The organism is Pseudoalteromonas sp. PAB 2.2, from assembly GCF_001938575.1.
Classification (GTDB): Bacteria; Pseudomonadota; Gammaproteobacteria; order Enterobacterales; family Alteromonadaceae; genus Pseudoalteromonas; species Pseudoalteromonas lipolytica.
Genome location: NZ_LYPI01000014.1, coordinates 1 through 12,657, shown reverse-complemented (window position 1 = coordinate 12,657; position 12,657 = coordinate 1). Strand labels below are relative to the sequence as shown.

9 protein-coding genes, 8 tRNA genes and 1 rRNA gene are annotated in these 12,657 nt (G+C 41.1%); 14 read left to right on the top strand and 4 right to left on the bottom strand.

What is annotated here, in order from left to right:
* Positions 1-21: 21 nt before the first annotated feature.
* The 3 genes from BWD47_RS13215 to BWD47_RS13205 all read right to left on the bottom strand — a co-directional run bounded on the left by BWD47_RS13215 (position 22) and on the right by BWD47_RS13205 (position 4,117).
* Positions 22-462 (bottom strand): hypothetical protein, encoded by a 441-nt coding sequence (locus BWD47_RS13215; RefSeq protein ID WP_036969320.1) that lies wholly within the window; start codon positions 460-462, stop codon positions 22-24.
* Between the two features lie 150 nt (positions 463-612).
* Positions 613-1,581: a cysteine synthase A gene (gene cysK / locus BWD47_RS13210; protein ID WP_036969317.1), complete on the bottom strand. Its 969-nt coding sequence runs from the start codon at positions 1,579-1,581 to the stop codon at positions 613-615.
* Positions 1,582-1,783: 202 nt separating this feature from the next.
* A complete protein-coding gene (locus BWD47_RS13205) occupies positions 1,784-4,117 on the bottom strand; it encodes a carbohydrate binding family 9 domain-containing protein (RefSeq protein ID WP_075594112.1) in 2,334 nt (777 codons plus the stop codon).
* A 216-nt stretch (positions 4,118-4,333) separates the two neighbouring features.
* On the opposite strand from BWD47_RS13205, the gene BWD47_RS13200 reads away from it, so the two are divergent.
* From BWD47_RS13200 to BWD47_RS13140, 13 genes are all read left to right on the top strand, one after another.
* Positions 4,334-5,485: a dicarboxylate/amino acid:cation symporter gene (locus tag BWD47_RS13200; RefSeq protein ID WP_036971603.1), complete on the top strand. Its 1,152-nt coding sequence runs from the start codon at positions 4,334-4,336 to the stop codon at positions 5,483-5,485.
* Between the two features lie 108 nt (positions 5,486-5,593).
* Positions 5,594-6,244 (top strand): UvrY/SirA/GacA family response regulator transcription factor, encoded by a 651-nt coding sequence (uvrY, locus tag BWD47_RS13195; RefSeq protein ID WP_036971600.1) that lies wholly within the window; start codon positions 5,594-5,596, stop codon positions 6,242-6,244.
* Between the two features lie 8 nt (positions 6,245-6,252).
* Complete coding sequence (gene uvrC / locus BWD47_RS13190) at positions 6,253-8,076, top strand: excinuclease ABC subunit UvrC (RefSeq protein ID WP_036969315.1); 1,824 nt, start codon at positions 6,253-6,255, stop codon at positions 8,074-8,076.
* A gap of 41 nt (positions 8,077-8,117) precedes the next feature.
* Positions 8,118-8,663, top strand: a complete 546-nt coding sequence (pgsA, locus tag BWD47_RS13185; RefSeq protein ID WP_036969313.1) for a CDP-diacylglycerol--glycerol-3-phosphate 3-phosphatidyltransferase — start codon at positions 8,118-8,120, stop codon at positions 8,661-8,663.
* 140 nt (positions 8,664-8,803) lie between these two features.
* A tRNA-Gly gene (locus BWD47_RS13180) sits at positions 8,804-8,879 on the top strand.
* A 12-nt stretch (positions 8,880-8,891) separates the two neighbouring features.
* Positions 8,892-8,965 (top strand) — tRNA-Cys (locus BWD47_RS13175).
* Positions 8,966-8,999: 34 nt separating this feature from the next.
* A tRNA-Leu gene (locus tag BWD47_RS13170) sits at positions 9,000-9,086 on the top strand.
* Between the two features lie 63 nt (positions 9,087-9,149).
* Positions 9,150-9,225: transfer RNA gene (locus BWD47_RS13165), tRNA-Gly, on the top strand.
* Between the two features lie 39 nt (positions 9,226-9,264).
* Positions 9,265-9,351 (top strand) — tRNA-Leu (locus tag BWD47_RS13160).
* Between the two features lie 46 nt (positions 9,352-9,397).
* A tRNA-Gly gene (locus tag BWD47_RS13155) sits at positions 9,398-9,473 on the top strand.
* A gap of 18 nt (positions 9,474-9,491) precedes the next feature.
* Positions 9,492-9,565 (top strand) — tRNA-Cys (locus BWD47_RS13150).
* A gap of 34 nt (positions 9,566-9,599) precedes the next feature.
* Positions 9,600-9,686, top strand: a tRNA-Leu gene (locus tag BWD47_RS13145).
* 181 nt (positions 9,687-9,867) lie between these two features.
* Positions 9,868-10,329, top strand: coding sequence for a hypothetical protein (locus tag BWD47_RS13140; RefSeq protein ID WP_075594111.1), 462 nt, complete (start codon positions 9,868-9,870; stop codon positions 10,327-10,329).
* Positions 10,330-10,346: 17 nt separating this feature from the next.
* Here BWD47_RS13140 and BWD47_RS13135 read toward each other — a convergent pair whose 3' ends face one another.
* On the bottom strand, positions 10,347-11,765 hold the full coding sequence (locus tag BWD47_RS13135; RefSeq protein ID WP_036969309.1) for a sodium:alanine symporter family protein: 1,419 nt from the start codon (positions 11,763-11,765) through the stop codon (positions 10,347-10,349).
* Positions 11,766-12,375: 610 nt separating this feature from the next.
* Between BWD47_RS13135 and BWD47_RS13130 the strand changes: the two genes are divergently transcribed.
* Positions 12,376-12,657: ribosomal RNA gene (locus BWD47_RS13130) — 16S ribosomal RNA — on the top strand; the annotation flags it as partial.

Sequence of the window (12,657 nt, the reverse complement as noted above, 5' to 3'; positions counted from 1 at the left end):
CAAGGCTTTTTTAAACGTTATTTATCGTGCAAATGGGTCTGGATTAATTTTTTCGATATACCAATTGCTCTTTTTACGTATCATTTGAACACTGCGCATATCATCTATTTTCTTACCATTAAAGTAGCCGGTAAATATTAGGTTTATATTCGCTTTATCACCGTACTGTTCGCGTAGACTCATATTTGTCATATCGACTTCAATCACGACTTCATCGTATTGCATATTAATAAGGTTACGCGCAAATTGGCTTGCTGTGCCGTAAGATTTCATAATGCGCGCCATTTTAGGGGTGGCATATTGCATTGCAAGGTCGAAATCTTTTTGATTATAAAGGGCATCGAAATATAAGGTTGCCGTGTTTCCTGGTGTGTTCTTTTCACCTTTTGGAGAATCTTCAGAGCCGCAACCGAACAGCAGCACGCCACTTAATAGAGCACAAATAAAGAGTATTTTTTTCATTGTTATTGTTTGGCAGTTCAAGATAACTTTAAGTGTGTGACGAAATGGCAGTGATGTAAAGTTAACTCAGTAAATTTATTGGATAATATTGAATTTTATGTAATAAAAAAGGATGCACATGCATCCTTTTTTTTGATTTTGAGTGTGTGATTACTGTACTAATTCTTTGTCGCTAAATTCTTCTGCAAACAATGGGCTAGATAAGTAACGCTCTGTTGCACTTGGTAAAATAACGACAACATTTTTGCCTGCATTTTCTGGTTTTTCAGCTAAACGTTTAGCTGCAACAACCGCTGCACCAGAAGAAATCCCGACTAAAATCCCTTCGTTTTTCATCAATTCATGTGCCATTGCAATCGCATCTTCATTTGATACTTGCTCCGCTGAATCGACAACTTCTAAATCTAAGTTGCCCGGGATGAAGCCGGCTCCGATACCTTGAATTTTATGAGGGCCTGGTTTGATTTCTTCACCAGCAAGCGTTTGGCTGATAACAGGTGAATTTGTTGGCTCAACAGCAACAGATTGCACATTTAGGCCTTTTTCAAGCTTAAGGTAACGACTCACGCCAGTGATTGTACCGCCCGTGCCTACACCAGCTACGAAGATATCGATTTTTCCATCCATTGCATCATAGATCTCAGGGCCCGTGGTTTCAAAGTGGATTTTAGGGTTGGCTGGATTTTCGAATTGTTGTAAAAGAATGTACTTTTCAGGCTCGCTCGCTTGAATTTCTTTCGCTTTTTCAATTGCGCCATTCATCCCCTTAGCACCATCGGTTAACACAAGGTTTGCACCCAATGCTTTTAATAGCTTACGACGTTCTAAGCTCATTGTATTTGGCATAGTCAGAGTTAATTTGTAACCACGAGAAGCGGCTACGAATGCTAATGCAATACCCGTATTACCAGATGTAGGTTCAATTAACTCTTTGTCTTTTGTTAAAACGCCAGACTTTTCAGCTTCCCAGATCATTGAAGCGCCGATACGGCATTTAACACTGAAGCTCGGGTTACGTGATTCTACTTTAGCAAACACATTACCTGTGGTAACGCGGTTAAGCTTTACAATTGGTGTGTTACCAATCGTTAATGAATTATCTTCAAAAATGTTAGACATAATGTTCCCTTGGAAGCAATTTATTCAATCGGGATCAAATAGCTTAGGCTATCGATCTGTAATAGTCACACTTTACTTCGCCTAATAAAAAACGAAAGTAAAGTTTGGCTATAACATATAGCGAATAGGCTTATAGCATTTAGGAATAAGCTTTAAAACTAAAGGAAAAAAAGGGCACTTCGTTTGAGTGCCCTCAATGAGTCTACAATAACCAAGCGTAGCTGAACTTAGCAAATAAGGTTCGTTGTTCTTGGGTGATTGATGACAGTTTATCATCTTGGTAGCCATTATCAGAATAGCCAGCAAAAAAGACTGTTTGTGGGTTCAATTTGTATGAATACAGTAATTGTGTGGCGAGCTTTTTGTATTGGCTGTCTACGTCGTCTTGATAGTTAGCTTGATTGCGCTCTAGGTCTGTGTAAATAACAGCGAGACGTAAAAAGCTATTGACGTTAAATTGGTAAGTCAAACGTACATCGCTTAAATTAGCAGTGAAAACATCGCTACCATCAGCTTCTAGTTGTTCGTATGTATGACGTAATCGTACTTCAAAGTGCTTACCTAAGTTCATATTTAGAACAGGGCGAATATGCAGCTTTTCACCAACACGGTTATTCGCTAAATCGACTGCATTTCCGGTATACATATATAGAGAGGCAAACAAACCTGCCTGTGGCTTAAAGTCACTGTAAAAGCCAATGCCGTTTTCGCTAAATAGATCCGTGTTGTCATCTATGTCTAGTCGTGACTTGTCATGACGAAGCCCTCTGCGGTTTCGATGTTCAACTGATAACTCAAAGAAGCTTTGTAATGGGCCACTGACTGAAAAACTTGACTGCGCTTCCTTCTCAAGTAGTTCGTTATTCTCGTTATGTGTAATATCCCAATCGGCATAAAGGTTAGCTCGATTCCACCAATTACCTTTATCGCCATACCAGCGGTATTCACCACCGGTGGTAAATTTTTTAAAATCAACTTGTGAAATAAAACCTAAATCAGCGCGTAAGTCGGCATCGCGGTAATTATAGTCTGCAAACGCACGCCAATATTTTTCGTCGTGTTGGTATTTTACAAAGTAACCGTTCCCTGATTGCTCCTGTTGGTTGAGTACCCGTAAAACTCCTTCGTTATAATCACAGTCGCGATTGATTTCACATGTCACTTGTTCTGGCTGTGTGCAGTTATTGCCATCGCAAAGCTCATCGATAAATGTTTGACTGTACTGAGTTTCCGACTTCAGGACTTGTACGAGAAACGTGTCGTTCACCGTTGGTTTATATTTGCTGTCGATGCTGTACACCGTGTTTTTGTAGTCATCACTCTGACGGTGTGTGGCTGTTGAGCCTAATGACAAACCTGATTCAAAATCGTATCGATAGCGCAAAGCACCGTTCTCACTTTTACTATCCAGAGAGACAAGCGACGAGCCCAAGTTGCCAGGGATCAGCACATTGGTTTGATTGTCGTTGGCTATAAAGCCTGCGAAAGTATGACCATTTTTGCTACCCGTTATTTTTGTGCCGTAATCAGGTTGAGCAATATTACGGGTGTGGATTAAATTGAGTGTTGAAGCAAAGTAGTCTGCATTATCAAGAAAAAATGCCCGCTTTTCAGGAAAGAACAAGCTAAAGTTGTTGTTAACACTTAACTGCGCTACATCGGCCTCAACTTGTGAAAAGTCAGGATTAATAGTGGCATTTAATGTGATATCGGGTGTTATACCCCATTTCAAATCTAAGCTTGCTTCGGTGGTGTTTTCACTTTCCCATTCATCAATATGAGCATTCTCTATCTCTCGGGTTTCATTTTTGCCTAATACAATAGAGGGGATCACGGCCACGTTATTCCCTTGTTTGGCTTCTTCAAAACCTTGATAGCTTGGCATTTGGCAAATCCAGCAGTTATTGCCGTGGTCAATTTTCATATTAGAAATACGCAAACGTTCGCTGCGTGGTAAGAACCTGACAAACTCCATAGCCATGGTTTTGGTTTTAATGCTGTCATCGAAGTTAAGTACGCGAAGTGGAATAGCCACTTCAACGGTATAACCACGCTCATGAATAACGCCTTCGCTATCCCAAATACCATCCCATGAAGAGCTTTCATGTTTTGTAAGCTCATTTTCAATGGAGTCTTGTTGCACACCTAATGGATTAATAAAAAATTGATAAGCAAGCTGCGAATTATTATATGAATCTATTTTTAGGCCGACTAGGTCATCATTCCATGCAGCATCACGGTCACGGTAAAAAGCGCGAATAAGTTCAGGGTTCGGATCGTTTGCTTCAAAACCTATGTATAAGGTTTCGCCATCTTCATAGACATAGGCAAAGGTAGTAACTGGGCTCTTAGCATTCTCGTAAGGCCAAGTGACATTATCGATTACTATTTTTCTGGCTTGCTGCCAACTAGGTTCATCCAGTTGACCATCAACTGTTGCAGATTCGGCAACAAATGGAAGTTGAATGGGTAGGCTAGTCGCCAAGCTTGTAAAAGGCGCACACAAAAGGGCCACACTTAAAATTGATTTATACATAAGTAGTATTTTTGGTATTCAAAACTGCGCGCATGTTATTAATTTACGAGTTTGTTAACAAATGCAACGCGATAGGGTGCATATATTTACGTTCAAATTAGATTCAGGATAATCGTGGTGGTAAATTAGGCAATCAAACACAAATTTGGCTGTTTTATAACAAAAGTAAATCAAAACGTGGTAAAAGGTTACCACCAAAAAAAAGAAGTGATCGTTATGAAGTTAATTCTTAAATTAATTGCCGGTATTGTTGCCGGTATTTTAGTGGGCTTGTATGTGCCACTAACGGGTGTTGAACTCCTTTATACAGCAAAAGAAATTATTGGTCAGTTGATCACCTTTACGATTCCGCTGATTATTTTATTTTTTATTGCATCAGGTATTGCTGGTTTGCCAAAAGGCTCGGGCCACTTACTTGGCAAAACAGTTGGCTTTGCCTATGGCTCTACCATCATTGCTGGCACATTGGCATTTTTACTCGTCAGTGCCATGATCCCATTATTTGATGGTGGCTTAACATTTGAAGCTGAAGTTGCCACAGAAGTGGGTAGCTTTATTGATCTAGAAATTCCGCCGTTAATGGGTGTGATGACCGCGCTTGCAACCGCATTTGTGTTTGGTATTGGTATGAGCCAGTTACAGCTAGATACTTTAAAGAAAGTGTCAGATCAAGGTCGCGATGTTATTGATGGCTTGTTGGCGAAAGTAATTATTCCAGCATTACCATTTTATATTGCTGGTGTGTTTGCTGAAATGACAGTGGCTGGTACCGTCGTTGATACCCTTCAAACCTTCGGTATTGTGTTACTTGCCGCACTTATAATGCATTGGTTATGGCTAACCGTTTTATATGTAACAACTGGTTTATTATTAAAGCGTAACCCATTAGAGCTTGTAAAAAATATGCTGCCAGCTTATTTTACTGCTTTAGGTACAATGTCGAGCGCGGCGACGATTCCAGTTTCGTTACGCTCTAGTAAAGCCAACAATGTAAAAGAAGATGTTGCAAACTTTACTGTGCCTCTATGTGCAACCATTCATTTATCAGGTTCGACGATTACAATCGTTACCTGTGCGATGGCTGTCATGTTTTTATCACCTAATATGGATGTGCCGTCATTGTTTGGTATGTTGCCATTTATTATGATGTTAGGCGTTGTAATGATTGCAGCACCGGGTGCACCAGGTGGTGCAGTGATGTCTGCGTTAGGCTTGTTAACAAGTATGCTCGGTTTTAATGAAGGTGCAGTGGCATTAATGATTGCCCTTTATTTAGCGCAAGACAGTTTTGGTACTGCCTGTAATGTAACAGGCGATGGTATCATTGCGTTGTGGGTTGATCGCTTTAGCGAGAAAGCCGCTGCGTAAAATTAACGAGTGAAACGATATTTTGATTTATCGTTTCACTTCTTCTGTGCTAATGTGGCACATTAAATAGTGCAAAAGCATATATTTGGGTTATTTGAGGGTGTTCCATTGATTAATGTACTTTTAGTTGATGACCATGAGCTTGTACGGACAGGGATCAGACGTATACTTGATGATGTTCGTGGTTTTAAAGTGGTGGGTGAAGCTAAAACCGGTGAAGAAGCGGTGCAATTTTGCCGTCAAAACTCACCTGATATCGTGTTAATGGACATGAATATGCCAGGTATTGGCGGCTTAGAAGCGACGAAGAAAATTTGTCGTTACTGCCCTGATGTGAAAATTATTGTGCTTACTGTACATTGTGAAGATCCATTCCCAAGTAAAGTAATGCAAATTGGTGCCCATGGTTATCTAACCAAAGGGGCTGGGTCTGATGAAATGGTTAATGCCATTCGTGCTGTTAATGCGGGTCAGCGTTATATTGCGCCTGAAATTGCCCAGCAGATTGCTCTTGCGCAAGTTAGCGGTCGTACTGATGAAAACCCTTTCCAAAGTTTATCTGAGCGTGAACTGCAAATTATGCTTATGATCACCAAAGGTGAAAAAGCACAAGATATCGCAGAGCGTTTAAACCTCAGCTCTAAAACAGTCAATAGCTATCGCTATCGTATGTTTGAAAAGCTAAATGTGGGTGGCGATGTTGAGTTAACCCATTTGGCGATACGTCATAAAATGATCGACATTGATAGCTCGCATTAATTTGCTCAATGTCTGATTTCGATTCCGCCCGTTTTCTTAAAACACTATCAAGCGAACCCGGTGTATACCGAATGCTTGATAGTGAAGGGCAAGTTATTTATGTCGGTAAGGCAAAGAACCTCAAAAAGCGTGTTACAAGTTATTTTCGCAGCAATGTAACAGACAGTAAAACGCGTGTATTAGTTAGCAATATCTGTGGCATTGAAGTTACCCTGACGAATACAGAAACTGAGGCTCTTCTTCTCGAAAACAACCTTATAAAAAAATATCAGCCTCGCTATAATATTTTACTGCGAGATGACAAATCGTATCCGTATATTTTACTGACAAATCATAAACATCCCCGTTTGGCGTTTCATCGTGGTAGTCGCAAAATTAAAGGTGAGTACTTCGGTCCTTTTCCAAGTGCGGGTGCGGTATCAGAAAGCTTACGGCTAATGCAAAAAATCTTTCCTGTTCGTCAATGTGAAGATGCCTATTATCGTGCACGAAGTCGCCCATGCCTTCAGTATCAGTTAAAACGCTGTTCTGCACCTTGTGTCAACAAAGTATCTGATGAAGAGTACAGTCAAGAAGTCGACTTTGTTCGTAAGTTTCTACTTGGCAAGTCACATGAAGTTATTGCCGATTTAATTACAAAAATGGAACAGGCCAGTAAAGCACTAAAGTTTGAACTGGCTGCTAAAGTACGTGACCAAATTTTGTTGCTTAGAAAAATGCAAGAGCAACAATCTATTTCAGGTAATCATGCTGAAATGGATGTGGTGGGCTTTGCACATTTAAACGGTTTAAATGCCGTACATTTATTAATGATCCGCGATCATAAAGTATTAGGCAGTAAGACTTATTTTCCGAAAGTCCCTAAGGATTCAGGGCAAGAAGAAATTCTCAGCTCCTTCTTAGGGCAATACTATTTAGCACCGGGTGCAACAGGGCGAATTGCAAAAGAAATCATCTTGCCGTTTGCTATTGAAGAAAGTGAGCCATTGAGTAATGCGCTTACCACAATTTCAGAACGTAAAGTCAGCTTGAAAGTAGCGAATCGAGGTGAGAGAGCGCAATACTTAAAGCTTGCAAATAAGAATGCGCTTAACAGCATAAGTGTAAAACAAAGCACGCAAGACTCAATTAACAAGCGTTATGCGCAATTAAAAGAAACACTTCGGCTTGACGACATTAATCGCATGGAGTGTTTTGATATCAGCCATACAATGGGTGAAAACACAGTAGCAAGTTGTGTCGTGTTTGACTCACAAGGGCCAAATAATAAAGAGTATCGTCGCTTTAATGTGACGGGTATTACTGGCGGTGATGACTATGCCGCCATGGAGTTTGCGTTAAACAAGCGTTATAACAAAGTTGTTGATGAAGACAAGATCCCAGATGTTATCTTTATTGATGGTGGTAAGGGGCAATTATCGCGTGCTGAGCAATATTTTGAAAATTGGCCCCATAGCAAAATGCCACTGTTAGTTGGCGTAGCAAAAGGCACGAGCCGTAAGCCCGGTTTAGAAACCCTATTGATTGACGGCGGTAGGAAGACTATTCCGCTTGATTCAGATGCGCCGGCACTTCATTTGATCCAACATATTCGCGATGAATCACACCGTTTCGCAATTGCAGGACATCGTAATAAGCGTCAGAAACAACGGACTCAATCATTACTTGAAGAAATAAATGGTGTGGGGCAAAAGCGCCGACAATCATTATTAAAATATTTAGGGGGCATGCAAGGGGTAAAAGCTGCTAATATAGAACAACTAAAACAAGTTCCTGGGATCAGCCCTGAAATGGCTGAAAAGATATTTAATCATTTGCATGACAAGGCGTAGCCTTCATGCGAATATAGAAAAAAAGACATCTCCAAGTAGTTATGTGGAATATTCCAAACACACTCACAACCTTTAGACTTTTTCTTATCCCCATTTTTTTGGTGATATTTTATTTACCTTATTCATGGGCGTTTTTCGCGGCCGCGTTTGTTTTTTGGCTTGCATCAATAACTGATATTCTTGATGGCTATTTAGCACGCCGTTTAAATCAGTCTACACCTTTTGGTGCATTCTTAGACCCTGTTGCCGATAAAGTAATGGTCTGTGCTGCATTAGTGGCATTATCTAGTCATTATCAGAATTTATATATGACGATTCCCGCACTTGTTATCATTAGCCGTGAAATAGTTATTTCTGCCTTACGCGAATGGATGGCAGAGCAGGGCAAACGAGATAACGTTGCTGTATCTAATATGGGCAAGTTCAAAACAGCTGCACAAATGTTGGCGATAATCGGACTTATTTGGCAGTTTGATACCTGGATGATTTATTTAAGTTATGGACTTTTATATATTGCCACGTTCTTAACATTGAGTTCGATGCTGCAATATTTGTTTGCTGCTTGGTCAGAATTGACCAAAAATTGATCCTAAACGTATAATTACACACCATTTTAGATAAAAAATAAGCAAACAGTTTAAAACTCGCATTTTTTATATTGACGCGTTTAATAATCTCTGTAGAATGCGTCCGTGTTGAGAGGGCATAGCCCACAAGATAAAGAAAAGCGGCACTAGCTCAGTTGGTAGAGCGCAACCTTGCCAAGGTTGAGGTCACGAGTTCGAGCCTCGTGTGCCGCTCCAATTATCTAATTTGGCGGAATGGCAGAGTGGCCATGCAGCGGATTGCAAATCCGTCCACCTCGGTTCGACTCCGGGTTCCGCCTCCATTCAACACTCCACACGCTCTTTGAGCAACCCGATGCCCGGGTGGTGGAATTGGTAGACACAAGGGATTTAAAATCCCTCGTTCGTAAGGACGTGCCGGTTCAAGTCCGGCCCCGGGCACCATTTGTGGTTAACTACAATACCAAATGTAGTTTTAAAATAGTTTAACTTTAGAGTTAATATGATGCGGCACTAGCTCAGTTGGTAGAGCGCAACCTTGCCAAGGTTGAGGTCACGAGTTCGAGCCTCGTGTGCCGCTCCATATTAGCTTTATCCACTTGCTTTAAATAGCAAACCCGATGCCCGGGTGGTGGAATTGGTAGACACAAGGGATTTAAAATCCCTCGTTCGTAAGGACGTGCCGGTTCAAGTCCGGCCCCGGGCACCATTTAAACTTTATTTAGTTTAAACTGTATGGATAAAACACTAAATTTGCGGCACTAGCTCAGTTGGTAGAGCGCAACCTTGCCAAGGTTGAGGTCACGAGTTCGAGCCTCGTGTGCCGCTCCAATTATTTGGAAGCGATAAGGCGGAATGGCAGAGTGGCCATGCAGCGGATTGCAAATCCGTCTACCTCGGTTCGACTCCGGGTTCCGCCTCCATTTAATACTCCACATGCTCTTAGAGCGACCCGATGCCCGGGTGGTGGAATTGGTAGACACAAGGGATTTAAAATCCCTCGTTCGTAAGGACGTGCCGGTTCAAGTCCGGCCCCGGGCACCATTTATACTTCAAAGTTTATATCTACTCTATTTCATATTTATTTCTATTTCCTTATTTACTCTAATTAGTTTTGTTATTTCCAAAATAGCTTTATAGTTTGTTTATGGCTACTTGATTAATGTATGCGTTAAATTTCCTTACATTATCAGTGGTATTATTCATAAAGTATCAAGGACAGATAATGGAACAATTTAAACGTGGTTTAAATCAGTTTTGGGTAGGCGCAGTGTTTGGTGTATGTTTCGCCATTGCGCTTGTTCTTATTCCGGTTGCGATTATCATGTCTAACATCAATGACGTACTGAAGATTCATGAAGTCAGTGTGTTAGTCAAAAAAGTCTCAACGGCATTTAATAAAACAGAACAAGCTCTCGAAAAAGCGAAAACAGCACTTGTTGATTTTGACAATGAAGTGGTGATGGAAGTGCTCACGGCAGTGCAATCTTACCAACAACAAACTCAGCCGCTATTTTCGGCAGAACAAAAGCAAGCCCTTAAAACAAAAGTCAAAGCTCAGTTAACAGAAAAGCTAAAAGTAACGTTAACCGAACAGCAAGTTACATTCTTACTCACGGTTTTTGAAAAGCTTGCAGAATCAAAAAAGGGAGCTGAACAGCTCCCTGAAAATACGACACTAAATTAAGCAAAGACCTATCAAGCTTACTTACGCCAAGCACCTTTTGGTATTGTTTGATTTAATTTTTCGTTTTGTGACGGATCAAACGTGGGTAGCTTGCCCGCTTTACGTTGGGTGTTGTAGTCTTTAGCAAGCCAAATTACGACACCTGACAACATAAATAACGCAATAACGTTGACGATAGCCATAAGGCCCATGGATATATCAGCGAGAGTCCAGACAATAGGTAACTCACCAAGTGCGCCAAACATTACCATACCCAGCACTAATAATCTGAAGATCACCATACCTGCAGCGTGGTTATGTTCTAGAAATAATAGATTTGTTTCAGCGTATGAGTAATTGGCAACTATCGATGTGAATGCAAAGAATAAAATCGCAATTGCAACAAAGGTTGCGCCCCAACTTCCAACATGCTCCTCAAGTGCTGCTTGTGTCAGTGCAATACCCGTAACCCCTGATTCTGGGATTAATTGTTGAGATAATAAAATAAGAGCCGCTGTGGCTGTACATATAATAATGGTATCAACAAAGACGCCAAGCATTTGTACATAACCTTGTGAAGCTGGGTGTGGCGGATTAGGTGTTGCTGTTGCAGCAGCATTCGCGGCGCTACCCATACCTGCTTCATTTGAGAACAAACCACGTTTTATACCTTGGATCATTGCTTGCATCACGCCATAACCAATAGCACCTGCACCTGCTTGTTCAAGTCCAAATGCACTATTAATTACATGCATAAACACATTAGGTAATAATTCATAGTTGATTGCACAGACATAAAGTGCGACGAGTAAGTAGGCAAGCGCCATAAAGGGAACAACCATCTCTGCGAATCGAGAAATTGTCTTTAAACCACCAAAAATAATAATGCCTGAACCAAGCACAAGCGTAATACCGACAATATACTTTGGAATACCAAACGCGACGTCAAACGCTGCAGCGATAGAGTTAGATTGTACAGCATTAAATACAAGGCCGAAGGCAAGGATCAAACACAGCGAAAAGATCACGCCCATCCAACGTTTACCTAAACCGTATTCCATATAATAAGCAGGACCACCTCGAAAGTTACCGTCTTCATCGACCGTTTTATAAGCTTGCGCAAGTGTACTTTCAGCAAAACTGGTTGCCATACCAATTAAAGCAATCAACCACATCCAAAAAATAGCACCTGCGCCCCCTAAATAAAGTGCAACTGCTACACCCGCCATATTACCTGTACCAACGCGAGCTGCTAAAGAAGTACAAAAAGCTTGAAAAGAGGAGATGCCTTCTCCTGAACCTTGGCGGCTATGAAACATAACCTTGATCATATGGGGGAATTGGGTGAATTGAATGAAACCGAGTCGAAGAGTAAAAAATAGCCCCGCAGCTATTAATAGGTAAACCAGAATGTGACCCCAAAGTAGGCCACTTATACTATTTATAATATCTGTCATTTTACATGCCTTGTGAGCGAGTGGAAAATCTGCGGCGCAACTTACCACAACATAGAGGGATAGTTTAGTAATTCTGTTAAAAAACCAGAGTTATCCACAGGGTTTTGTGGGTAAGATGTTGGTACTTAGTGGGTATCTAACGTATTTAAAAATAATTAAAAAATAGTAAGAAAAGTGCTTGCGTAAAAAATCCATCTCCCTATAATGCGCATCCACTGACACGGCGGGCAGCAACGAAAGACGCTGAACAACGTAGCAGAGAGTTAAGTAAAACTTCGGTTTTAAGTCTTCGAAAGAAAGTTTGAAATTAAGTGTTGACTCGAAAAATTAAGGATGTATTATACGCATCCCTCGAGACGCGAAAGCAACTCGAAACGTTCTTTAACAATATAAAGCAATCATCTGTGTGGGCACTCGTACAGATTGAGTTCTAACAGTCGATCTACTTAGGTAGTAAGACAAACAAATTTAGAGTCTCAATTGAACTGAGTGACCAACGGAAATAAGTTTACTTATTTCAGCACAGTCAATTCAACATCGAAAGATGTTAAATAAATTCAGAATTCATTGAGCATGTCCGCTCCCTTATGGGGAGGACAGAAAAAACTTTTAATTGAAGAGTTTGATCATGGCTCAGATTGAACGCTGGCGGCAGGCCTAACACATGCAAGTCGAGCGGTAACAGAGAGTAGCTTGCTACTCTGCTGACGAGCGGCGGACGGGTGAGTAATGCTTGGGAATGTACCTTATGGTGGGGGACAACAGTTGGAAACGACTGCTAATACCGCATAATGTCTTCGGACCAAAGCGGGGGACCTTCGGGCCTCGCGCCATAAGATCAGCCCAAGTGGGATTAGCTAGTTGGTGAGGTAATGGCTCACCAAGGCGACGA

Excerpts from the sequence above, each read along its gene's own strand:
- BWD47_RS13215 (WP_036969320.1), bottom strand. The coding sequence starts at position 462 with ATGAAAAAAATACTCTTTATTTGTGCTCTATTAAGTGGCGTGCTGCTG.
- cysK (WP_036969317.1), bottom strand. The coding sequence starts at position 1,581 with ATGTCTAACATTTTTGAAGATAATTCATTAACGATTGGTAACACACCA.
- BWD47_RS13205 (WP_075594112.1), bottom strand. The coding sequence starts at position 4,117 with ATGTATAAATCAATTTTAAGTGTGGCCCTTTTGTGTGCGCCTTTTACA.
- BWD47_RS13200 (WP_036971603.1), top strand. The coding sequence starts at position 4,334 with ATGAAGTTAATTCTTAAATTAATTGCCGGTATTGTTGCCGGTATTTTA.
- uvrC (WP_036969315.1), top strand. The coding sequence starts at position 6,253 with ATGTCTGATTTCGATTCCGCCCGTTTTCTTAAAACACTATCAAGCGAA.
- pgsA (WP_036969313.1), top strand. The coding sequence starts at position 8,118 with ATGTGGAATATTCCAAACACACTCACAACCTTTAGACTTTTTCTTATC.
- BWD47_RS13140 (WP_075594111.1), top strand. The coding sequence starts at position 9,868 with ATGGAACAATTTAAACGTGGTTTAAATCAGTTTTGGGTAGGCGCAGTG.
- BWD47_RS13135 (WP_036969309.1), bottom strand. The coding sequence starts at position 11,765 with ATGACAGATATTATAAATAGTATAAGTGGCCTACTTTGGGGTCACATT.